This window comes from Microbacterium sp. NPDC089320 (assembly GCF_040684875.1).
GTDB lineage: Bacteria > Actinomycetota > Actinomycetes > Actinomycetales > Microbacteriaceae > Microbacterium.
Map to the genome: position 1 here is coordinate 683,416 of NZ_JBFBGY010000001.1, position 20,996 is coordinate 704,411.

The window sequence follows — 20,996 nt, forward strand, 5'->3', positions numbered from 1 at the left end:
CCATCATCGCAAACACTCTGAGGGACCGACCTTCCGCGAAGTGTTCGAGCACCTTCTGCCCGAGACAAACGGAGCGCCTTCGTTTCTTGCCGGGTGGGAGCCATCCGAGCGGTTGCAAACCGTCCACCGCTTCAGGTACTTCGTACTGTCGAAGTGGAGCCAGCGGGGGTTCGTCGAGTTTGACAAGGGTGTCAGTCGAAGCCTCCGCACGGGTCCGCAGTTCCGAGAGATCGCGATCCGGGAACGCCACATCCAAGACCTCGTCCGAAAGAAGCCCCCGCGATCGGGGCGCGGGCCGAGCGACGCCGTGGCGGCTGCGACGCTTGCCCCAAAAGGCGCGGCGGCCCGACTTCGCATCACCGAGACCGCGTTGAGGCGCCTTACGAAGGCGGGATACCTCCGCCGGGTCACACACGAAGGTCAAGCTCTCTATCCGTCCTGGCAGTTCTCACCCCAGCCGGATAAGCCTGTCGTCGCCGGCATAGAGGTCGTCGCCCCCGCCATCCCGGAGCACTGGCCGTTAGCTGCAGAACACTACTTCATGGCCGCCCCGCGTATGGAACTTGCAGTAGACGGTCGGCACCGCTCCCCCAGCGACTGGCTCGACCTGGGAATGAATCCACACATCGTCGCCGGCATTCTCGAGAAGTACTCCTATGACATCGGCCGATGAGCACGCGGCGAGCGCGGAATCGGAGCCGTGGACTCAAGCCGACGCTGACACGGTTTCGGAGTCCTTGAATCTGCTCATTGAGACGGCTGCGGAGCAGGGGCGCGACGCAAAGCTGGTGAGCGCTCTGTTGACCACTATGACGGCGTTCATCGCAGACCGGGGTGCGGACGTCCTCGCCCCGCCAGATCCGGACCATCCGGAGCGTCGGCTCCGCCCTGAGTTCAGAGCACGAATCGATGCGGTTGTCGATTCTCTGAGCGACGACGAGACCGCCGCCTTCCTCGGAATCGGCGTGCGACAGGTGCGGCGACGTGCGCATGAAGGAGCGCTCTACTTCTTCACCGTGGGAAAGCGACGCCGCTACCCCGCATGGCAGTTCGATGAACTGCTAGGCGTGTTGCCCGGTCTTCGCGACATCTTGCGGGCTATCCCCGAAGACTGGACTCCCGAGCGAGCACAGCTGTTCATGTCTGGGGTAGGTGCCGAACTCAGGATCGCCGACGAGCCGATTGCACCCCGGACCTGGCTCGTTGTCGGCTTAGACCCGATGGAGATCGTCAACCTCATCCGGGAGGGCACGGAACAGAGTGGATAAGCGATCATCGACACCCGAAGAGGTGAAGCGCGCACTCGCTGCCATCGACAAGGGCCATCAACTCGAGGGGAAGCAACTGAACGCGCGCGATCTCGACCGCGCTCAGCGCATTCTGAAGGGAGAGCTCAGCCCGGCGGAGGCCCGGGTCGAGCTGAAGGAAGCGCTAGAGGTAGTCATCGACAACGAACGAAGGCACGCGGAGGCCATTGGCTGGACGGACGCGGCTCCCACCAGGGCTCTCGCCCGCCGCCTGACGGCGGTCCTAGGGCCGACCCTCGTGTCCACTCTCGCCGGCTCGAAGGACCTCCGCGCCGCCACAGGATGGGGTTCTCCGAACGGGACGCTGCCGAGTGCTTACGCCTCGCTTCGGCTGGAATGTGCCTACGACGTCTGGCACAAGATCAGCGCCGCTGAAGGTGACGACGTCGCTAGAGCGTGGTTCGTCGGCGGAAACCCCTGGTTAGGAGACGACTCACCCATCACAGCAATTCGCGAAGGTCGGTTCGGGGACGTTATCAACGCGGCTAAAGCGTGCGTTGACGATTCATTCAGCGGGTGAGCGAGCGGTCCGGCCGCGAACGCCTGCGCTGCTGTGCCAATGTTTCTTCTCGAACTCAAATTATGTCCGTCTAGAACGGTCGTCCTGAGCTACTGACCTGGCGGGACCCGGCGGTCTGCGCTGATCGTTCGAGTGGAGATGCCAGATCGGCCATGCCTCCATCATCGCCAACCGATCGGGTTCGAGCTGCTTCTCCAGGTAGGCTACTTCGCCGGCGTCGTCGAGAAGAAGCGCGCAGGCGATCTCGAACTCGAGAGACTGTGCGTCGCCTATCCGCGCCTGTTGCCGCTTCATCTCCCTGATCGCTGCGAGGTCGTCCGCGGTGAGGGAGTCTGTCCGCCAGAGGATCTGGTACCTGTTCAACTGGTGTCGTTCGAGATCCCTGCCCTGCGCGATCAGCCAGTCGTTGAGGTCTTGCGCCGCGGTCAGAAGCGCCGCCTTACGTGGTCCCGCGCTGTCGGCCGCGGAGATGAGCGCGATGACGCGGAGGTTCGCGAGCTGCAAGGTCGTGGGCTGATCGATCAGTGCTTCGTACGCGTCCACGATCGCGCTCAGGCGCAGGTTCAATACCGTGGGGAGATACTCGTCCTCGACTGTGTCGTAGACGGTGACGGGGACGCCTGCGCGCGAGGGGTCGTCCTTGTCGTCGTAGCGATACATGTGGGGTGCGGCCGCGTCGAACGGGTCCACGAGGCGCCAGTGGCCCTCCGTCGAGCCAGGCAAGAAGAGGAACATCAGATGCCAATCGGCGATCCGGACCACGAATCGGCTGATCTCCCCCGTCTTGTTCGTAGGCTCCTCGCCTTCGATGAGTGATCGGTAGAAGTTCATCAGCTCGCGCAGCTGTGCATCCGAGACGTCCTCGAGGTCGATCAACGTCGTATCTACATCGAGCAGTGTGAACAGCTCCTGCAGTCGACGCATGAAGCGAAGCTGACGCTCGAGGGAGTCGTCCTCGTCCTCGTCGCTCATCTCGTAGGTGGACTCCCGCCCCTCCAGCGCGATCGTCCGAGTCGTCTTCACCGCGGAGAAGAACTCGAGCGCCTTCAGCTCGTCTGCAAAGTTCCCCGCGAGCGTGAGGGTGAAAGAGCTTGTCTGCACACCCGCCTCCCCCTTGAAGATGATCGTCAGACCGCCGGCGAGAACGACCTCCACGCGAGTCGTGTCCAGTCGTCTCACGAGGCATTCGTCGTAGGTGATGTCGCCGCAGCGGATCTGGAAGGCCACGCGCTTCTGGGCGTATTCGGCGGGAAGGATCTCGAGACGCCCGCCGAGGGGTACCTGCATGCCGCTCGTCGTCGTCATTTCGAGCGCGACGTCCAGTCGACTCGCGTCCAGCGTCAGGGGGCCGTCGAAGCTGAGATCGCTCGCGGAGTGCACGGTGAGGGACGCAATCTGGTCGAATAGCGCCGGATCGAACCCCATCGACGTGTTCTGCCGTTTCGTGTTCAGCGCCAGCGCCACCACCGACTCGAGCTTCGCCGAATCCTTCGTCAGGGTGGTGAGTGGGACAGAGATGGTCTTCTGTTCCAAATCCGCCTTCGCCAGTAGCCCCTCGATCCCGAACGGGGACAGCACGGCGTAGTAGGCAGTCTGCTTCAGAGTCTTCGGGTGGATCGTCACCACGAAGTAGAGCACGCCGGAGTTGGCCTGAAAGGCAATCAGGTCGGTGCGCGCGACCGGGAAGGACGCGAGTAGGCCCTTGATCTTGCGCCCCTTGACCTGCACGTCGACGCGACCCCGCCAGTCAGCCTTGCTGCGACCGAGACCCTCGTACACGTCGATGTGTCCGTCGGTGAAGGGTGTCTTGTCGTTCGATGCGATCTGCGCCGCGAGATGAGGGCATCGCGCCACGAGCTCGGTGATCTTCGATACAGCTAAGAGCTCGACGTCTGCCACGGAGACATCATCTCAGTCGCAAGCGAGGAGCAGCCGATCCATCGATAGATGCGCCAACAATCCGTGCTGTCGGCGCACCCCCTTTCCGTAGTTCCCTGTCCAGCGTTTGGGAGCGATCAAACTGTCCACCCATCCAGACCGTCGCCGCGACTCGACCCAACTCTTTCACTGACACGGTGGCCGACGAGAGCCCGACCCCGCTCGGCGGTCACACGGCGTCTTCGAGTCGGCGAGCCCGCACCCGGGCCCGATCTACTCTGCGACGACGCAACCCGCCGCACACCGGCTCAGCCCTATCTCACTTCAACGTCTAGCCCATTGCCGACGATAAGAACAGTTATCCGGACTTTCGGCGCGAGTATCTCGCTCGACTTCCCTGCCGGCCCGTCTACCGACGATGAGCTGGCTGCACGCCGTCAAGTCGCCACGTCAGATGACGAGAGCGCTTCTAGCCCTGTTCCAGCGCGCCCATGAGAACGCGAACACCACTGCGCTCAACAGGAACAGCGTGCCGTACGCCATCCGGCCGGCAGGCGGCAGGGCGAACTGTGGAAGCGCCAGGGCAGCGAGCACGCCGATGGGCCATACACCCCAACCGGGAAGCCCCGCCCGCTGACACATGAGCGCGAGACAGATGCCGGCGACAGCGATCAACAGCAACCCGACGCCGAAGATCGCCACCGCCGCCGCGTTGCCTCGGATGTCGGTACTGAGCGTCACGACGTCGACAGGCACTCCCGCCTGCGCAGACCTCCCGATCTCATGCAGCGCGAACGTCTCCGCTCCGTAGTACGGGAGCACGAGAGCTGCGCCGACGATTCCACTCGCGCGTCCGAGGGCCGCCGCCCGGGGACGAGCGCTCGCGACCTCGGTACGGACGATGGCATCCACGAGCAGAGCGAAGGCGACGAAGGATGCAGCGCCGGACAGGTGCGACACGATCCACAGCGGACTGGCGAGCGCTTCGGCCATGGCCGCCGTATCCTCAGCGACATCGCCCCAGGGCCTCGTCAGTTGGAACGCGGCCATCAGGACTCCGGCGATCACGGCGTAAGCGCGAATGGACCTTCGTGACATCATCTCTCCTCCAGCGACGGGCTTTCCAACCGCGGGCGCGAGAGTACTCATCCAAAGTGAACAGCAGGCCGTACCGGCGGGTAGCGCGATTTCATGACTCCCTGGCGAGCCGATGCAACTCCCGGTTGATCGCCGTGAGCCCCGTTTCCAGGGCGACGAGTTCGCCCTCATCCAGACCGTCGAGCACGTCCCGGCCGAGCTCGGGTCTCGCCCCGATGATCTTCGCCACCACATTATGGCCGAGCGGAGTCGCGTGCAGTCGACGGACTCGGAGATCAGCGATGTCCGGAACCCTCTGTACCAGCCCCTGACTCACGAGACGCTCGACGAGCTTTGACATCGTGGCCATCGATACGGCGAAGTCCGCGACGAGGTCGGTCACAGTCACCCCCTCGCGGGCGACGACCGAGGTCAGCACCTTGAGCTGCTGGATCGTGAAGCGGGACTCGAGCAGGGGGCGGACGACCCTCGGCAGCGACCGCACGGAGATCGCCACGGTGAGGGCTTCGATGCGTTCGCGTGCCTCGGCGGGGTGGTCGGTCACTCACTCACCGTATCCACCCGAGGTGGGCCGGGGCGAGATGCGGGTGCGGGTGCGGTTCCTATGGATGTCCTGAATCCCCTGGCGCAAGTACTTAGCTTGAAGCTAACCTCTTGCGGAAGGAACCACATCCGATCCGCTGACGAATCGGGCCGGGCGTCGCTCCTCCCTCGCGGCGCTCGACCCTCAGCGGCCGAGAGGAGCGCACCCATGAGCGAGACCGCGATCGACATCCACGCCATCCGCGAGCGCTATCGCGCGGAACGAGACCGCCGCCTCCGCCCCGACGCGACGCGCCAGTACGTCGGCACGACCGGGTCCTTCGGGTATTACGCCACCGACCCGTACACCGCGCGCACCGAGCGGGGCGCGGTCGCCGACGAGGTCGACGTGCTCGTCATCGGCGCCGGTTTCGGCGGCCTGCTGACGGGCGCCGCTCTGCGGGACGCGGGCTTCTCCTCCATCCGGCTCATGGATGAGGCGGGCGATGTCGGCGGGACCTGGTACTGGAACAGGTACCCCGGCGTGCGATGCGACATCGAGTCCTACGTGTACATGCCGCTCCTCGAGGAGACTGGCTACATGCCGAGCGAGAGGTACGCGACCGGCGAGGAGATCAGGCAGCACGCCGTCCGGATCGCCGAGAAATACGACCTGTACCGCGACACCCTGTTCCAGACCCGCGCGACATCGCTGACGTGGGATGACAGCGCGTGCGACTGGCGCGTGCAGACCGACCGCGGAGACGACTTCCGCGCGCGCACCGTGGTCGTATCGTCCGGAACCCTGACGCAGCCGAAACTCCCCGGCATCCCGGGCATGGCGTCCTTTCAGGGGCACACTTTCCACACGAGCCGCTGGGACCACTCCTACACGGGCGGCGCCGCGGACGGCCGGCTCACAGGACTCGCCGACAAGCGCGTGGCCGTCGTCGGCACCGGCGCGACCGGCCTGCAGGTCATCCCCGAGATCGCGGCCCATGCGAAGGAGCTCATCGTCTTCCAGCGCACACCCTCGACGGTCGACATCCGAGACAACCGACCGACCGACCCGGCCTGGGCAGCCGGCCTCCGGCCGGGGTGGCAGCGTGAGCGCATGGACAACTTCCTCGCCGTCCTCGCGGGAGAACCGGTCGAGCACTCCCTCGTGACCGACGGGTGGACGGCGACGACGAGCCTGCAGCGGCACATCCTCTCCGGGGCGACGGCGCTCACCGAGCCGGGCGTCGACGCCGCGCAGCAGGACGAGCTCGACGACGCCCGCACGATGAACCGCATCCGCGCCCGGGTCGACGCCGTGGTCGAGGACCCGGCGACCGCGGAGGCGCTGAAGCCCTGGTACCGGTACATGTGCAAGCGTCCGGGCTTCAGCGACCACTACCTTCAGGCCTTCAACCGCGCGAACGTCTCCCTCGTCGATACGGCCGACACACACGGCATCACCGCCGTGACCGCCGACAGCGTGGTCGTGGGCGATGCCGCCTACCCGATCGACTGCCTTATCTTCGCGACCGGGTTCGAGACCGGCGTCTCCGGCGTGATGTCCGGAACGCTGCCGGTGACGGGCCGAGGTGGCGCCAGCCTGCTCGACGCGTGGCGCGACGGCCCGCGCACGCTGCACGGCTTCTCCACGCACCGATTTCCCCGTCTCTTCCACCTGGGCGCGGTACAGAACGCGAACTCGGTGAACTTCGTCCACATCCTGCAGGAGCAGGCACGGCACATCGCGGCGATCCTCCGGCGTGCGCGCGAGGTCGGCGCCGCCCTGATCGAGCCCAGTGAGGAGGCCCAGGAAGCCTGGACTCGGGAGGTCCGCGAGACGGCGCACGACACGACCGCTTTCCAGTCGGAGTGCACGCCCGGGTACTACAACGGCGAGGGCACCCGCTCGATCACCGGCTTCACCTACTCCCCAGGCCCCGTCGCCTTCCATCGCCTGCTCGCGGACTGGCGGAAGGGAGACATGAGCGACGTCCTCGCGGCGCCCGCGCAGGACCCACGAGCCGACGATCTGGTCGTCACGGCCGGGTGAGTCGCTCCAGCACCTCGATGACGTGCTGGTACGGCCGCTCCGTCGCACGGGTCATGCCGATCTCGCAGGTGCGGTTGGCCGAAACGTAGGCGTCGAATCCCGTCTCCTCCTCGGCACGCGCGAGCTCCGCCGCCTCGACGGCCGTGGCGCTCGCCGTGAGCTCGGGGTGCAGCATTCCGCGGTCACCGGCGAACGCGCAGCATCCCCAGCCCTCGGGCACGAAGACATCGTCGGCCACGGCCGTCGCGAGCGCCGTGAGTGCGCCCGTGGCGCCGAGCGCCGTGGTCGAGCATGTCGGGTGCACGGCGATCCGGTCGAGCTTGGTGGCCACGCTCACTCTCGGGAGCACCTCGCGCGCCACGTAGGTCGTCGCGTCCTCGATCACGAGGGAGGCGTACTCCGGGCGGCCGGCGGCGGCCTTCGCGAGCATGACGTGCAGGCCCTCGGTGCAGGATGCCGCGTCGCACACGACCGGGAGCTCGCCCTCGCGGCTCGCGGCCCACAGCGCATCGAGCACGCGGTCGGTCATGCGGTCGTAGCCCGAGAGGTGCCCCTTCGACTTCCAGGGGGTGCCGCAGCAGAGTCCCCCGGCGTCCTGCGGCACGACGAAAGCGATCTCCGCGCGCGACAGCAGCGCGCGCAGCGCATCCCTCGATCCGACGCCGTGGTCCTCGGGGCCGAACATCGTGCCGATGCACGCGCCGAAAAGCACGACCTCGGCGTCGGCCGGGCTTTCGACACGCAGCGGCTTCGACCCGCCGCCGGGCAGCCCCGCGTCGTACAGCGGGACCGTGTCGGCACCGAGCACCGCACGCCCCGCCCTGGTCACCCCGGTCACGAGAGGGGCGGGCATCGCTTCCGCCACCGAGAGTGCCAGTCCGCCGATGCGCGTCACCGCGCCCCACCCCTTCGCCGCGACGTCCCACAGGCCGTCCGCGACCGCCGACGCCTGCTCGGCGCGCAGCCGCCGCACGAGGTCTCCGGTGTTGATGTCGACCGGGCAGGCGACCGCGCACATCCCGTCGACCGCGCACGTCTGCACACCCTCGTAGTCGTAGTCGGCGCGCAGCTCTCTCAGGAGCTCGACGTCGCCCTGCTCCTCCGCCCAGGCCATGTCCCTCCGGAGCACGATGCGCTGGCGCGGTGTGAGCGTGATGCTCTTGCTCGGGCAGGCCGGCTCGCAGTACCCGCACTCGACGCAGCGGTCGACCTCCGTCTCGACCGTCGGCACGCGCTTCAGGTCTCTGAGGTACGAATCGGGGTCCTCCGACAGCACCACGCCGGGGTTGAGGATCCCTGCGGGGTCGAGCAGGCGCTTGACGTCCCACATCAGATCGGTGAGATCGTCTCCGTACTGCCGACGCACGAACGGCGCCATGATGCGACCGGTGCCGTGCTCGGCCTTGAGCGACCCCTGCTGACCCAGCACGAGGTCGACGAGGTCGTCGGTGAAGCGCCGGTAGCGGGCGACGCTGTCGGCGTCGTCGAAGCGCTCGTTGAGCAGGAAGTGGACGTTGCCGTCCTTGGCGTGCCCGAAGATCACCGAGCCGTCGTAGCCGTGCTCGTCGAACAGCTCGATGAGCCGCTCGCACGTGAACAGCAGCCGGTCGACGGGGACGACGATGTCCTCCAGCAGCGCCGTGGTGCCCGAGGGCCGCGCACCGGCGACCGCCGTGTAGAGACCCTTGCGCACATGCCAGAGCGCCGCGCGCTCGACCGGGTCCGTGGTGAGGGCCGCGTCGACGACGAGCGGGAGGGTACGCACGTGCGACAGCGCGACGTCGGTGGCGAGCGCGAGGGCATCCGCATCGGCGGCATGCACCTCGACCAGGAGCGCGGCGTGCTGATCGACCGGGATGTCGGCGATCGCTCTCGGCACGTCGCTGAGCCCCTGCGCGACGCGGAGCGATGCCGCGTCGAGCAGCTCGATCGTGGCGAGTCCGAGGTCCACGAGACCGGGGAGCGCCGCCATCGCGTCGGAGAGCGTCTCGAACACGAGCAGCCCGGTCGCGATCGCCGGCCGCACCTCGATGGTGCGGAACCGCGCCTCGGCGACGAAGGCCAGCGTGCCCTCGGAGCCGATCACGAGATGCTCGAGGATCTTCACCGGCTCGTCGAAGTCGAGCAGCGCGTTGATGCCGTACCCCATGGTGTTCTTCATCGAGAACTGCCGGCGTACGAACTCCGCGCGCTCGGGCGACGACAGCAGCCGCTCGCGCAGCGCGACGAGTCCGGAGTGGATCTCGGGCTCGCGGGCGCGCAGCACCTCGTCCGCATCCGCGGCGCCGGTGTCGAGGACCGTCCCGCTCGGCAGCACGAGCAGCAGCGAGTCGATCGTCCGGTAGGAGTTCTCGACCACTCCGCAGGCCATGCCACTGGAGTTGTTCGCGACCACGCCGCCGATCGTGCAGGCGATCTCGCTCGCCGGGTCGGGGCCGAGCTTGCGGCCGAAGCGCGCGAGTCGCGTGTTCACCTGCCGGACGGTCGCTCCCGGCCCCACGCGCACGATCCTGGCGTCGTCCTCGACCGCGATGTGGCGGAACGCGCTGCGGGTGTCGACGAGAATGTCGCCGGACACTCCCTGCCCGGAGAGGCTCGTGCCCCCCGACCGGAACGTCAGGGTGCGTCCGGCGTGCCGCACGGCCTCGAACACGCGCGCGACGTCGTCGGCCGACGCCGGCGACACCACGGCGTTCGGCACGAGCAGGTAGTGCGACGCGTCGTGCGCGCGGGCGAACCGGTCGATCGACCGCGAGTGGACCCGGGTCGAGGGGGCGAGCAGAGCGGTGTCCAAGGGCTCGGCAATGGTCGTCGACATGGCGGCTCCTCGACATCGGCGGCGGATTGTCTGACAAGTATACAGACTGCCGAAGGGATCGATAGGATCGAGCGCATGGCGGACAGGATGACGACGCTCGGCGTCGTGGGCGTGGTCGACGCCGTCGTGGGGCGACTGCGCGAGCGCATCCTGTCGGGCGACATCCGCTCCGGCGCTCCCGTCACCGAGGCCTTCGTGTCAGAGGCGTGCGGCGTGGCCCGCCCCAGCGCGAAGGCGGCGATCGAGCAGCTCGTCGCCTCCGGGCTTCTCGCGCGCCGTGCGCACCGGACCGCTCGCGTCGTCGGCATCGACGCGGACATGGTGCGCGATGTCTACCGGACGCGCATCCGGCTCGAGAGCGCGGCACTGCGTGAACTCGCGGCACGCGGCGAGGTGCCGGCCGACGCACTCGTCGCCAACGCCGAGATCGCCGCCCTCGGGGAGGGCGCCGACCCGGCCTCGGTCGATCCCGATCTACGCTTCCACACGGCGTTGATCGATGCTCTGCGCAGCGAGCGCACCGGTCGCATGTACCGCAGCCTGCTCGACGAGGTGCGGCTCTGCATGGCGCAGGTGCAAGGGCGGCGCCTGCTCGATGCCGCGGCCATCGCCACGCAGCACGCCGAGATCCTCGTCGCCGTCTCCGCCGGCGACGCCGACAGAGCCGCGCGGCTGCTGCACGAGCACCTGACGTCCGCGGAATCCCGTCTCGTGTCGGCGCTCGACCGGTAGTCGCTACGCCTGGCGTCGACCCGTCGCCGCCGCGAGAGCGGCGCGCATCGCTTCCGCAACCGGCGTGGGCTCGACGCCGAACGTCGACTCGAACAGGCTCGAGTCGAGGACGTACGGCACCGAGTACTGGTATCGCATCTCGTGCGTCTCCCGCGCGGCGGTGTCGAAGAGAGCGCCGAGCCGCATCGTCAGGCCCCCCATCACGGCCAGCCGCGCCCCCCGCCCTGCAGCCGCCTCGACGTACTCGCGTCCCGTGAGCGGGGGCGCCGTCGGAAGGTGCCAGACACGCCCGGCAGCCCGCGGGTCCGCGCCCAGCACGGCCAGTCCGTCCGCGATGTCCGGCACCCAGGTCAGGGAGTGGGGCAGGTCGGCGTCGTACAGCCACATGGGGCGCTGTCGGGCCGCGATCCGATCGACCACGAAGCGGTTGACGACGCTGGTCGGGGCATCGATCCCGTAGAAGTCGGCGCTGCGACCGACGACGAGGTCGAGGCCGCGCTCGGCTGCGGCGTAGAGGGTGCGCAGCGCCTGGGCCCGCACCTCGCCCTTCGCGCTCCGCGGGGCCAGCGGGGTGGACTCCGTCATCGGGCCGCTCACCGCCCCGTACGCGTAGACGTTGTCGAGGTAGACGAGACGGATGCCGCGGGCCGAGGCCGCCGCCGCGGCGTGAGCCACGATCGTCGGCCACTGCGCCCTCCACACCGCCGAGGAGTACGGGAGCCCGGCCACGAGGTACGCGACGCCCGCCCCGTCGAGCGCCGCAACGACGGCATCCGCGTCGAGGAGGTCCGCGATCACGGATTCCGCGGGGGCGAGGGCGGATGGGCGACGGCCGACCGACCGCACAGGGAGGCCTCGACCGAGCAGCGCCCGCACGGTCTCCCGACCGACGACGCCGTTGCCGCCGAGGACGGCGTGCACCTGCCCGGTCATGCGTCCACCGCCCGACTCCCTGCCCCGCCCGGTCGAGCACGCGAGCTCGCCTGCTCCTGGGCCAGGCGCCGCAGGCCCGCGAAGAGCGGATCGCCGAGCACCGTGCCGACCACCATGAGCTCGGCGACCCCCGCGCGATCGTCACGCGAGTCGAGCAGGTCCATGTCCGCCCCGGCCGCGACCGCCGCGGCGGCGGCGTACCCGCTCAGGTAGGCGTCGGAGACCGTCGCATCGATCGCGGCGAATCCGTCGAGGGCGAGCGCCGCCTGGACGATCCCGGGATTGGCGTCGGAGACCGCCCATCCCGCGCGCGCGGCCAGTTCCCCGATCCGCTCCACGGAGCCGGCCGACGGCACGGCGTTCGACGCGGAGGCGTCGCCCATCGCGTGCTGCGCCTCGGCGAACACGTGCTCCACGGGAGCGCCCTCGTCGTCGACGCGACCGAGCACGCGGCCCGCCGCGGCCACCGAGAGCCCTCCCGTCTCGAGCAGCGCACGGATGAGCCGCACGCGACGCACGTGCTCCGCCGAGTACTGCGCCTGGTTGGGCGAGGTCTTCACGCCCGCGGGGAGCAGCCCTTCTCGCCGGTAGTACTTTACGGTCGCCACAGAGGCGCCGGTCGCCATGGCAAGTTCGGATATTCTCACTATCGGATAGTAACACTACCCATCACTCCGAGGGAAGGGCCACCCTCTCGTCAGCGCGCCGCCGACGCGGCGAGCGCGCGCCGGTCGGCCCGACGCTCGGCCTGACGCTCCGGATCAGGCACGGGGGCGGCCAGCCATAACTTCTGCGTGTAGGGGTGACTCGGCGCGCTCGTGACGCGGTCGCCGTCGCCGTACTCCACGATCTCCCCGTGATACATCACGGGGACGCGGGGACTGAGATCACGGACCACCGCGAGGTCGTGCGAGACGAACAGGTACGCGACCCCCGTCGCCTGCTGGATCTCGGTGAACAGCGACAGCACCCGCGCCTGGGTCGACAGGTCGAGCGCCGAGACGGGCTCGTCGCACACGATCAGCGAGGGCTGCAGCGCGAGGGCACGCGCGATCGCGATGCGTTGCCGCTGAACTCCCGCGGCAGACGCGAGGCGGAGTCGGCCGGGAGCCCGACCTGGTCGAGCAGCGTCCGCACCCGCCGTGAGGCGTCAGCGGCGCTCATCCTGGCGACGCGCAGCGGCTCGGTGAGCGTCTGCTCGATCGTCAGAGCGGGGTTCAGCGACGAGTACGGGTCCTGGAAGACGACCTGGATCTCCTCGGATAGGCGCTTGCGCCCGCGACGGGACAGCCCGCCGATCTCCTCGCCACGGAAGCGGATGCTCCCGGCGGTCACAGGGGCGAGTCCTAGCACCGCCCGGCCGAGGGTCGTCTTGCCCGATCCCGACTCGCCGACGAGACCGACGCACTCCCCCGCCCTGACGTCGATCGACACGCGGTCCAGCGCTCGGAAGGGTGCGGCACGGAATCCCTTGCCCGGGTACTCGACGACGAGGTCGTCGACGACGAGGAGAGGCTCACGGGTCACGATCGGACTCCTTCCACGAGGGTGCGGTCGTCAGCGGGCTCCGCCAACGGGCCGCGTGCAGGGCCCTCCTCGAGGATCGCGTCGAAGAGGGAGCGGGTGTACAGGTGCCGGGGGTCGCGGAACACCGACAGCACGGGGCCGGTCTCGACGATGAGGCCCTGCTGCATGACCGACACCCGGCCACAGAGGTCGGCGACGACACCGAAGTTGTGGGTGACGATCAGCACGCTCACGTGCAGCTCGTGCTGCAGCTCGCGCAGCAGATCGAGGATCTCGGCCTGCACGGTCACGTCGAGAGCGGTGGTGGGCTCGTCGGCGATGATCAGCTCCGTGCACGTGGGCTCGTCGTCGGCCGACATCCGCGGCACGGCGACCGTCGAGGTCGAGGGCACCCGCACGGTGCTGCCCGTGTCGCTGCTGTCGACCTACAGGGAATGGCTCGACCACCCGGTGGTCGGCCCGCGCATCACCGAGATCGTCGACGGACGCGGCGGGCTGCGCGGACGCATGGGCGATCTGTACAGCGACGACACCGGTCGCGACACCGTCTACAGCATGCCTCTGGCCGACCTAATGGAGTTCCCCGGGGTGCCGCTGACGCGGGCGGATGCCGACGACCTCATGGCCGCACAGCACTGACGACCGCGCAGACCGCCCGCGGGCGGCGGACGGGGCGGGGAGCACTCAGGTGCTCTCCGCCCCGTCGGCGTGCAGCCGCCCGTTGTTCCAGGCGACGACCCCGAGGGTCGCGAGGCACACGCCCGCGACCGCCGCGAGCGAGACGGCGTAGGGCACGAACGGGAGCGCCGCCGCCAGCAGCGCCGGCAGGAGGAACCCGACGTAGGTGAGCGAGTAGTAGACGCCGGTGAGCCCGGCGAGGTCCCGGGGCGCGGCGATGGCCTGCACCTGGATGAGACCGGCCAGCACGCAGATACCGTACGACGACCCCAGCACCAGGGCGACGACGAAGGCGAACGCGGGATTGCCGCTGAGCGAGGCGAGGCACGCCATGACCATGCCCGCCGACATCCCGGACAGGCCGATGACGTTCGCCCGACCCCCGGTGCGGCGGTTGAGCCAGGGCACGAGGTTCTGCGTCGCGGCCCCCGCGCCGAGGGTGAGGACGGTGAGGACGGTGGCGTAGATCGTCGCCGACTCCCCCAGGCTCTCCTGCGCGACGGCGGGCATGATCGCGTACGCGACGCCCGCGGCCGCGAACACCCACGGCGCGAGCGGGGCGATCACGCCGCGGAAGCGGACGTGCCGCGCGGCGGGCACCCGCAGATCACGCCACCACGGCCCGGCCGCACGACGGGCTTCGCGCACCTGGGGAGTGAGCGACTCGGGGGCGAGCGCCGCGGGCACCAGGGCGATGAGGGTGAGCACCCCGTGCACGACGAACGGCGTCACGGTGGGCGCGGGCGCCCACTGTCCGAGCGCCCCCGTGACGCCGGCGCCCAGGCCGAAGCCGAGCGTGAGGGTCAGTGAGGCGCGGGCGGCGCCACGCGCCGGACGACGCGGGTCGAGGCGATCGAAGGGCGGCGACGAGAGCTCCTTGATCCAGCTCGTCCCCACCGCCATCGCGATGCCGACGCCGACTCCGGCGAGCGCGCGCCCGGCGCACAGCAGGGGCAGCAGGTGCAGCCCGGTGGCGATCATGGCGCTGCCGGCGACGGCGGCCACTGCTCCGGCGAGGACGAGGGGGCGGCGTCCGTACGCGTCCGACAGCGCCGAGGCCACCAGCAGGCCGGGGATGAGCCCCGCCACGTACATGCCGAGGAGCAGGTTCGCCTGCCACGGGTCGTACGGCCCCTCGTGCTCGTAGATGCTCAGCAGCGGGGTGAAGTGGTTGCCGCCCCACGCCAGCATGAACAGCACCGGCGCGGGCCCCGCCCAGGCCCGACGCCCGGGGATCCCGCTCACCACGCGTGCCCGGCGCCCTCGTCGTGGCCCTCGTCGACGTGCCGACGCAGCTGGGCGGCGAACTCGGCCGACGGCGACCCGGCGAGGCGGGCGAGCTCGTCGTGCTCGGCGAGGAGGACCGCCGCTCGCGCGGGGCGCTCCGCGAGGGCGAGGTGGGTGAGCCGGGCGAAGCGCGGGCCGAGCGCTCTCATCACCTCCCGGACCACGCCGTTGCCGTCGGCGCCGATGATCGCCGCGTGGAACGCGAAGTCCGCGTCGGCGAAGGCGCCCGAGTCGGTGTCGGCCAGCGCCCGGCGCTGCGCCTCGAGCGCCGCACCGAGGGTCTCGATCAGGCTCTGCAGAGCGACGGGCGCGGTCGACGCGCGCTCCAGCGCGGCGATCTCGAGCGTGGTGCGCAGCTGGAGCAGATCGCGACGCTCGGCCGGTGACGGCGCGGTGACGATCGCCCCCTTCTTGGGCAGCAGCCGCACCAGGCCCCACCGCTCGAGCTGCAGCATGGCCTCCCGCGCGGGGGTGCGGCTCGCGTTCTCGAGCGCGGCCGCATCGGCCTCGGTCAGCAGCTCACCGGGCCCGATCGTCCCGTCGACGATCGACCGCGCGAGTCGCGCCGCGATACGGGAGCCGATCGACGCGTCGACATCGTTCCAGGGCAGCGCGGATACATTCATGGATAAATACTATGATGCATCTATCACGATGCGCCAGCGACGTCCCCGGATCCCGCGGGAACGGTCGGGATCGAGGGCGTGCAGCCTCAGAGCGCCCGGGGCGTCGGGGGCGCCGTGGTCGTGCGCACGACGAGTTCGGGGCGGAGCAGCAGGTGCGAGGCCTCCCCACGCCCGCCGATGCGCTCGAGCAGAAGACGCCCCGCCGATGCCCCGACCTCGTGGCCCGACTGGTCGACGGTGGTGAGCCCGATCGGTCCGATCGAGGCGATGCGGGAGTTGTCGTATCCCGCGAGCGAGTACGCGTCAGGCGCCGATCGACTCCCCTCCCAGAGCTCGCTCATCATGCCGAGCGCCGTGATGTCCGCTCCCGCGAAGACGGCGGAGGGCGGATTGTCGAGGGCGTCGATCAACCGCACGGCGTCGCGCCCTCCCTCCAGGCTCCACTGCGTGTCGATCACGACCGCCTCGTCGGACAGGTCGTGCTGCGCCATCGCCTCGAGGAACCCCGCGAGACGCACGCTCTCGGGACGGTGCGACTCCGCCGCGACCTGATGGTTCGCGACGAAACCGATGCGCCGATGACCGAGCGCGACCAGGTGGTCGACCACGAGCCGCGATCCCAGCTGGTCATCCCCGGACACGGAGTCGACGCTCGGCGAGGCCGTGTGGCTTCCGACGACGACCACCGGTATCTCTCCCGAGACCCGTTCGAGGTCTGCCGGCGAAACGAGCGGGGCGACGAGGATCAGACCGTCCATCTGGTGATCGATGAGCGCCTCGATCGCCTGGTTCTGCGACGCCGCGTCATAGCCGCCCGGAGACACCAGCAGCTCGTAGTCGCTGGGGCGCAGGACGCTCGCCAACCCGTCGGCGATGAGGCTGAAGTACGGGTTGTCGATGTCGGACACCATCATGCCCACGGTGTAGGTGCGTCCGCGCATGCCCCTGGCCGGACGATGCGGGCGGTACTCCAGCGCTTCCATGGAGGCCTGCACGCGCTCCTTCATCGCGTCGCTGACGCCGTAGGCGTTGCGCAGCACCTTCGACGCGGACGCCGTCGACACGCCGGCGTGCCGGGCGACGTCGACGATCGTGGCGCGCTTCGTCCGCGCGGGACGGCCCCCGTCGGTGTCGGTCATCCGCCCGCTCCTCTCGCCCGCCCTCGGCTCCTCGGTGATACCTGAGAGAACGTTATCCGACATCGGCTAGCATGGAGGTCCCCGCCACGCTCGTGGCGTCCGCATCCCCGGCACCCGGTGTGAGCAATGGGTACCGGCTGGATCCCGCTGACATGAAGCAGCGCCACTCGTCCTCCTTCGCGTCCTCGTCGTCGTCGCACCCGCCCGCCCCGGATCGCCGACTGCCCGTCGTGAGCCTCCTCGCGCTGGCCTCGGGCATCTTCCTCGCCCAGACCGCCGAGTTCCTGCCCGGCGGTCTCGTCCCGCAGATCTCCGACGACCTCGGCATCGGCGTCGGACTCGTGGGGCAGATGGTGACGGTCTTCGCCTTCACCGTCGTCGTCGCCACGGCCCCGCTCGCGATCGTGACGGCCAGGATCGGCCGCAAGACCCTCGTGGTCGTCAGCCTCGCGATCCTCAGTCTGAGCAACGTCCTGGTGGCGATCGCCCCCGCTTTCGAGGGCATCGTCGTCGGACGCGTGGTCGGCGCCCTGGCGCACGGCCTGTTCTGGGCCGTGGTCTCGACGTACGCGGTCGAGATCGTCCCGCGCGAGAAGCTCGGCCGGGCGATGGCCTTCACGGCCGCCGGCGGTTCGCTCGCCGGCATCCTCGGCATCCCGATCGGCAACGCGCTCGGAGAGCTGTTCGGCTGGCGCCTCGCGTTCGCATCCGTCGCGGTCGCCGGCGTGGCCGTCACCCTGGTGCTGTGGCGGTGGCTGCCGCGCATCGACAGCGCTCCCGTCGACGCGCGCACGCCCCGTCGACGCATCGCCTGGGACAGGACGGCATTCGGGATCGCCGTGATCTGCGTGCTGATCCTCGTGCTGGTGCTCGGCCAGACCTCCTTCGGCCCGTACACCACCGTCTGGCTCGAGGACGTCGCCGGACTCGCGCGCTCGACCGTCCCCCTCTACCTCCTCATCACCGGCGCGGCGGGAGCGCTCGGCGCCGTCGCCGCGGGCCACCTCTACGACCGGTACCCGCGCGCCACCTTCGCGGTCTCGGGCGCGCTGCTCGCCTGCTGCATGGCGGCGTTCCCGCTCGCCGCCGACGGCGGCCTCTCGCCCGCGCTGCTCGCGATCGCGATCGGCTCGAGCATCTCGTTCGCCGGACTGCCGATGATGCTGCAGACGCGCATGATGCACACCGCCTCGCCGGCCATGCGCCGAGTCGCCGGAGCAGTGCAGACGACCGTGTTCAACATCGCGATCGGCGGGGGCGCCCTGCTGGGCGGTCTCGTCGTGAGCGGCATCGGGGTGCAGGTGCTGCCGTGGGTGGCCGTCGGCGGGGCTGTCGTGACGACGCTCCTCGCCCTGCTGTGGGACGCAGCGCGCGCGTCCCCGGTCGGTGCGGATCGCGCGGTCAGGCCTGGGAGTCGAGCCACCGGGCCAGACGGGGCCAGCGCTCCGCCCCGCCGCCCTCATGCCCGTTGAAGGGGAAGACATCGACCTCGGAGGGCCCCGCGTAGTGGTTGCGCGCGGCGTACACGGTCGACGGCGGGCACACGACGTCCTCGAGCCCCACCGAGAAGAGGGCGGGGGCGGTCGCGCGCCGGGCGAAATTCACCCCGTCGATGTACGACAGGGTCTCGAACACTGTCGTCGCCGCCTCGCGCTGGATGCGGAGGAGATCGCGGATCTCGCGGTACGGCGCCGCATCGGTGTACCCCACCGCCCGCTCGAAATGGCAGAGGAACGGGACATCCGCGATGAGCGCGCGGATGTCCGACACCAGGCCGGCCACCGCAAGCGCCAGTCCACCGCCCTGACTCCCGCCGGCGACGGCCACGCGGTCGGGGGCGACGAGGTCGAGGGCGCGCATCGCGTCGACGGCGAGTGCCGCGTCGGTTATCAGCCGTCGGTAGTAGTACGTGTGCGGATCCTCGATGCCCCGCGTCATCATGCCGGGGACGGCGGGCCCGGCGCCCCAGGGATCAGGGGTCGCGCCGACGCTCCACCCGCTGCCCTGCCCGCGCGTGTCCATGACGAGATGCGCGTAGCCGGCGGTCGCCCACGCGAGGTGCTCATGCGCCAGACCCCGTCCGCCGCCGTAGCCGACGTACTGCACCACCGCTCCGCGCAGCGGGTCACCGTCGGCGGGTGTGATCAGCCAGCCGGCGATCCGCTCGCCGCCAAACCCCGAGAAGCGCACGTCCCGCGCCACGACTCCCGGCAGCAGCGGATCGGCGGCGCCGACCGAGCTCGGCGTCGTGCACGCGCGCGACTCGGCGAGCGTGCGCGCCCAGAACTCGTCGAAGTCCGCGGGCTCACGCACGTCGGGCCGGAACCCCTCGAGCTCGTGAAGGGGCAGGTCGAATCGGGACATGGGTCTCCTCGCGGATCCTACGGGTGGGTGCGAGCGCGTACCGGTCGGGGAACGCCTCAGCGACCACGGTAGGTCATCGTGCGCAGCAGCGTGTCGCTCGACGCGTCGCCGACCGCGAGGACGCGCCCCGTGAAGCCCGAGGCGACCTCGGTCGACACGTAGCGGCCGTCGAGACGGGCCAGCTCCGTCCAGGCGTCACCGTCGCGGACGGCGAGCAGGATCTCATCGGGGCCCGCGTCGCCCAGCGGCACCGTACGCTCCTGAGACGGCACCGCCGAGATCCGCACGGAGACCCGCTCCGTTGCGCCCGCGACCTCGTGCGAGGCGACGATCTGGCTGAAGCCGCCCACCGTGCGCACCGCGCGCACCCTGTCGCCCTCGACCTCGAGCCGGTAGGAGTGCCGGGCGTCGATGCGCAGCTCGAACGAGCCGCTGAGCTCGGCCTCGGCCTCCCACGTGAGGTCGGTCACGCGCACGCACAGCGCCCGCCCCGCCGGCACGCGCGCCGCACCGTCGGAGAGGTCGATCTCGGACAGGTCACCGGCGGGAACCACCCAGCGCGGGTGCCAGGCCGCGGCCCCGCCCGTGAAGTCCTCGGCGAAACCGGGATCGGTCGTCGGGATCTCGTAGCGGTCGGTCACGAACACCGGCCAGCCGTCGACCCAGTCGATCCCGGAGAGGAAGCTCTCGCGTCCGAGCACGTGATAGCCGGGCGTGCTGCCGGCGGGACGCACGCCGAGGTACACGGCCGCCCAGTCGCCCTCTGGCGTCTGCACGAGGTCAGCGTGACCGGTGTGGACCACCGGAGCGAAGGTGCTCCGACGCGTGAGGATCGGGTTCGCCGGGCATCCCTCGTACGGACCCTCGGGGCGCGGCGCGCGGGCGACGGTGACCGAGTGCCCCTTCTCCGTGCCACCCTCGGCGAACATCAGGTACCACCAGTCGCCGATGTGGTACAGATGCGGCCCCTCGGCGGCGGGCATCCCGCTGCCCTGCCACACCGGGTAGGACTCGCCGAGGAGCTCGCCGGTGGCGGGGTCGATCGCGACCTGGTGGACGTCGATGCCGCCGACCTTCCAGTTGAAGCGATGCCAGGTCACCAGGCACACGCCGTCGTCGTCCCAGCAGATGTCGGGGTCGATGCCGATCGCTCCGCGCACGTGCACCGGCTCGCTCCACGGCCCCGCAGGGTCGGAGGCCGTGACGATGATCTGCCCCGCATCGAAGTCCGACACGTTGGTGGTGATGTAGTAGAACAGGCCGTCCCGGTGGCGGAGGGTCCCGGCCCACAGGCCGCCGGAGGGACGCGCGGCACCCTCGACGAACTGCTCCCGCGTGGTCATGACGTTGCCGATCTGCGTCCACGTCACGAGGTCGGTGCTGTGGAAGAGCGGCACCCCGGGGAAGTACTCGAAGCTCGACGTCGCCAGGTAGTAGTCGCCGCCGACACGGCAGATCGTGGGATCAGGGTGGAAGCCCGAGACGATCGGCGTCACGCTCGCGTTCGTCGACGCCAC

General features: G+C 69.8%; 19 protein-coding genes and 1 pseudogene. 7 read left to right on the forward strand and 13 right to left on the reverse strand.

Annotated features, from left to right (window positions below; all coding sequences use genetic code 11):
* The first annotated feature begins 40 nt into the window (after nucleotides 1-40).
* From AB0N61_RS03485 to AB0N61_RS03495, 3 genes are read left to right on the forward strand one after another with little or no spacing between them, the layout of a single operon-like run.
* Entirely contained in the window at nucleotides 41-673 is a 633-nt protein-coding gene (locus AB0N61_RS03485; RefSeq protein ID WP_363361739.1) for a hypothetical protein, read from the forward strand.
* Nucleotides 657-1,268: a helix-turn-helix domain-containing protein gene (locus AB0N61_RS03490; RefSeq protein WP_363361741.1), complete on the forward strand. Its 612-nt coding sequence runs from the start codon at nucleotides 657-659 to the stop codon at nucleotides 1,266-1,268. Before AB0N61_RS03485 ends, AB0N61_RS03490 begins: the two co-directional genes overlap by 17 nt.
* Nucleotides 1,269-1,290: 22 nt before the next feature.
* A complete protein-coding gene (locus AB0N61_RS03495) occupies nucleotides 1,291-1,827 on the forward strand; it encodes a hypothetical protein (RefSeq protein ID WP_363361743.1) in 537 nt (178 codons plus the stop codon).
* A 60-nt stretch (nucleotides 1,828-1,887) separates the two neighbouring features.
* Here the strand turns inward: AB0N61_RS03495 and AB0N61_RS03500 are convergent, their stop codons facing one another.
* From AB0N61_RS03500 to AB0N61_RS03510, 3 genes are all read right to left on the reverse strand, one after another.
* The gene (locus AB0N61_RS03500; RefSeq protein ID WP_363361744.1) at nucleotides 1,888-3,726 is read right to left on the reverse strand and encodes a hypothetical protein; all 1,839 of its coding nucleotides are present in this window, start codon (nucleotides 3,724-3,726) and stop codon (nucleotides 1,888-1,890) included.
* A gap of 429 nt (nucleotides 3,727-4,155) precedes the next feature.
* A complete protein-coding gene (locus AB0N61_RS03505) occupies nucleotides 4,156-4,806 on the reverse strand; it encodes a hypothetical protein (protein ID WP_363361746.1) in 651 nt (216 codons plus the stop codon).
* Nucleotides 4,807-4,894: 88 nt separating this feature from the next.
* Nucleotides 4,895-5,347 (reverse strand): MarR family winged helix-turn-helix transcriptional regulator, encoded by a 453-nt coding sequence (locus AB0N61_RS03510; RefSeq protein WP_363361747.1) that lies wholly within the window; start codon nucleotides 5,345-5,347, stop codon nucleotides 4,895-4,897.
* Between the two features lie 207 nt (nucleotides 5,348-5,554).
* On the opposite strand from AB0N61_RS03510, the gene AB0N61_RS03515 reads away from it, so the two are divergent.
* Nucleotides 5,555-7,375, forward strand: a complete 1,821-nt coding sequence (locus AB0N61_RS03515; RefSeq protein WP_363361749.1) for an NAD(P)/FAD-dependent oxidoreductase — start codon at nucleotides 5,555-5,557, stop codon at nucleotides 7,373-7,375.
* On the opposite strand, the gene AB0N61_RS03520 is transcribed toward AB0N61_RS03515, so the two are convergent.
* The gene (locus tag AB0N61_RS03520) at nucleotides 7,362-10,193 is read right to left on the reverse strand and encodes an FAD-binding and (Fe-S)-binding domain-containing protein (RefSeq protein ID WP_363361751.1); all 2,832 of its coding nucleotides are present in this window, start codon (nucleotides 10,191-10,193) and stop codon (nucleotides 7,362-7,364) included. The two genes, AB0N61_RS03515 and AB0N61_RS03520, sit on opposite strands and share 14 nt — an antisense overlap.
* Nucleotides 10,194-10,268: 75 nt before the next feature.
* Between AB0N61_RS03520 and AB0N61_RS03525 the strand changes: the two genes are divergently transcribed.
* Nucleotides 10,269-10,925 (forward strand): GntR family transcriptional regulator, encoded by a 657-nt coding sequence (locus AB0N61_RS03525; RefSeq protein ID WP_363361753.1) that lies wholly within the window; start codon nucleotides 10,269-10,271, stop codon nucleotides 10,923-10,925.
* Between the two features lie 3 nt (nucleotides 10,926-10,928).
* On the opposite strand, the gene AB0N61_RS03530 is transcribed toward AB0N61_RS03525, so the two are convergent.
* From AB0N61_RS03530 to AB0N61_RS03545, 4 genes and pseudogenes are all read right to left on the reverse strand, one after another.
* Entirely contained in the window at nucleotides 10,929-11,858 is a 930-nt protein-coding gene (locus AB0N61_RS03530; protein WP_363361755.1) for an NAD-dependent epimerase/dehydratase family protein, read from the reverse strand.
* The gene (locus tag AB0N61_RS03535; protein WP_363361757.1) at nucleotides 11,855-12,505 is read right to left on the reverse strand and encodes a MerR family transcriptional regulator; all 651 of its coding nucleotides are present in this window, start codon (nucleotides 12,503-12,505) and stop codon (nucleotides 11,855-11,857) included. The genes AB0N61_RS03530 and AB0N61_RS03535 overlap by 4 nt, the downstream gene beginning before the upstream one ends.
* A gap of 50 nt (nucleotides 12,506-12,555) precedes the next feature.
* Nucleotides 12,556-13,385, reverse strand: a pseudogene (locus AB0N61_RS03540) (ABC transporter ATP-binding protein).
* Nucleotides 13,382-13,744: a hypothetical protein gene (locus AB0N61_RS03545; protein ID WP_363361759.1), complete on the reverse strand. Its 363-nt coding sequence runs from the start codon at nucleotides 13,742-13,744 to the stop codon at nucleotides 13,382-13,384. Before AB0N61_RS03545 ends, AB0N61_RS03540 begins: the two are co-directional and overlap by 4 nt.
* Here AB0N61_RS03545 and AB0N61_RS03550 point away from each other — a divergent pair.
* Nucleotides 13,716-14,024, forward strand: a complete 309-nt coding sequence (locus tag AB0N61_RS03550) for a hypothetical protein (protein WP_363361761.1) — start codon at nucleotides 13,716-13,718, stop codon at nucleotides 14,022-14,024. The two genes, AB0N61_RS03545 and AB0N61_RS03550, sit on opposite strands and share 29 nt — an antisense overlap.
* A 45-nt stretch (nucleotides 14,025-14,069) precedes the next feature.
* On the opposite strand, the gene AB0N61_RS03555 is transcribed toward AB0N61_RS03550, so the two are convergent.
* The 3 genes from AB0N61_RS03555 to AB0N61_RS03565 form a co-directional block, all read right to left on the reverse strand.
* Nucleotides 14,070-15,308, reverse strand: coding sequence for an MFS transporter (locus tag AB0N61_RS03555; protein ID WP_363361763.1), 1,239 nt, complete (start codon nucleotides 15,306-15,308; stop codon nucleotides 14,070-14,072).
* Nucleotides 15,305-15,976, reverse strand: coding sequence for a GntR family transcriptional regulator (locus AB0N61_RS03560; RefSeq protein WP_363361765.1), 672 nt, complete (start codon nucleotides 15,974-15,976; stop codon nucleotides 15,305-15,307). The genes AB0N61_RS03555 and AB0N61_RS03560 overlap by 4 nt, the downstream gene beginning before the upstream one ends.
* A gap of 86 nt (nucleotides 15,977-16,062) precedes the next feature.
* A complete protein-coding gene (locus AB0N61_RS03565; RefSeq protein WP_363361767.1) occupies nucleotides 16,063-17,115 on the reverse strand; it encodes a LacI family DNA-binding transcriptional regulator in 1,053 nt (350 codons plus the stop codon).
* A gap of 71 nt (nucleotides 17,116-17,186) precedes the next feature.
* Between AB0N61_RS03565 and AB0N61_RS03570 the strand changes: the two genes are divergently transcribed.
* Nucleotides 17,187-18,587 carry an MFS transporter gene (locus tag AB0N61_RS03570; protein WP_363361769.1) on the forward strand — a complete coding sequence of 467 codons (1,401 nt, stop codon included), beginning with the start codon at nucleotides 17,187-17,189 and terminating at the stop codon, nucleotides 18,585-18,587.
* Here the strand turns inward: AB0N61_RS03570 and AB0N61_RS03575 are convergent.
* Nucleotides 18,517-19,479 carry an acetylxylan esterase gene (locus AB0N61_RS03575; protein ID WP_363361770.1) on the reverse strand — a complete coding sequence of 321 codons (963 nt, stop codon included), beginning with the start codon at nucleotides 19,477-19,479 and terminating at the stop codon, nucleotides 18,517-18,519. The two genes, AB0N61_RS03570 and AB0N61_RS03575, sit on opposite strands and share 71 nt — an antisense overlap.
* A gap of 56 nt (nucleotides 19,480-19,535) precedes the next feature.
* Nucleotides 19,536-20,996 (reverse strand): glycoside hydrolase family 43 protein, encoded by a 1,461-nt coding sequence (locus tag AB0N61_RS03580; RefSeq protein ID WP_363361772.1) that lies wholly within the window; start codon nucleotides 20,994-20,996, stop codon nucleotides 19,536-19,538.

Bases quoted from the DNA above. Each gene is read 5' to 3' on its own strand.
- AB0N61_RS03490 (WP_363361741.1), top strand. From the start codon at position 657: ATGACATCGGCCGATGAGCACGCGGCGAGCGCGGAATCGGAGCCGTGG.
- AB0N61_RS03505 (WP_363361746.1), bottom strand. From the start codon at position 4,806: ATGATGTCACGAAGGTCCATTCGCGCTTACGCCGTGATCGCCGGAGTC.
- AB0N61_RS03515 (WP_363361749.1), top strand. From the start codon at position 5,555: ATGAGCGAGACCGCGATCGACATCCACGCCATCCGCGAGCGCTATCGC.
- AB0N61_RS03520 (WP_363361751.1), bottom strand. From the start codon at position 10,193: ATGTCGACGACCATTGCCGAGCCCTTGGACACCGCTCTGCTCGCCCCC.
- AB0N61_RS03525 (WP_363361753.1), top strand. From the start codon at position 10,269: ATGGCGGACAGGATGACGACGCTCGGCGTCGTGGGCGTGGTCGACGCC.
- AB0N61_RS03530 (WP_363361755.1), bottom strand. From the start codon at position 11,858: ATGACCGGGCAGGTGCACGCCGTCCTCGGCGGCAACGGCGTCGTCGGT.
- AB0N61_RS03545 (WP_363361759.1), bottom strand. From the start codon at position 13,744: ATGTCGGCCGACGACGAGCCCACGTGCACGGAGCTGATCATCGCCGAC.
- AB0N61_RS03560 (WP_363361765.1), bottom strand. From the start codon at position 15,976: ATGAATGTATCCGCGCTGCCCTGGAACGATGTCGACGCGTCGATCGGC.
- AB0N61_RS03565 (WP_363361767.1), bottom strand. From the start codon at position 17,115: ATGACCGACACCGACGGGGGCCGTCCCGCGCGGACGAAGCGCGCCACG.
- AB0N61_RS03570 (WP_363361769.1), top strand. From the start codon at position 17,187: ATGGAGGTCCCCGCCACGCTCGTGGCGTCCGCATCCCCGGCACCCGGT.
- AB0N61_RS03575 (WP_363361770.1), bottom strand. From the start codon at position 19,479: ATGTCCCGATTCGACCTGCCCCTTCACGAGCTCGAGGGGTTCCGGCCC.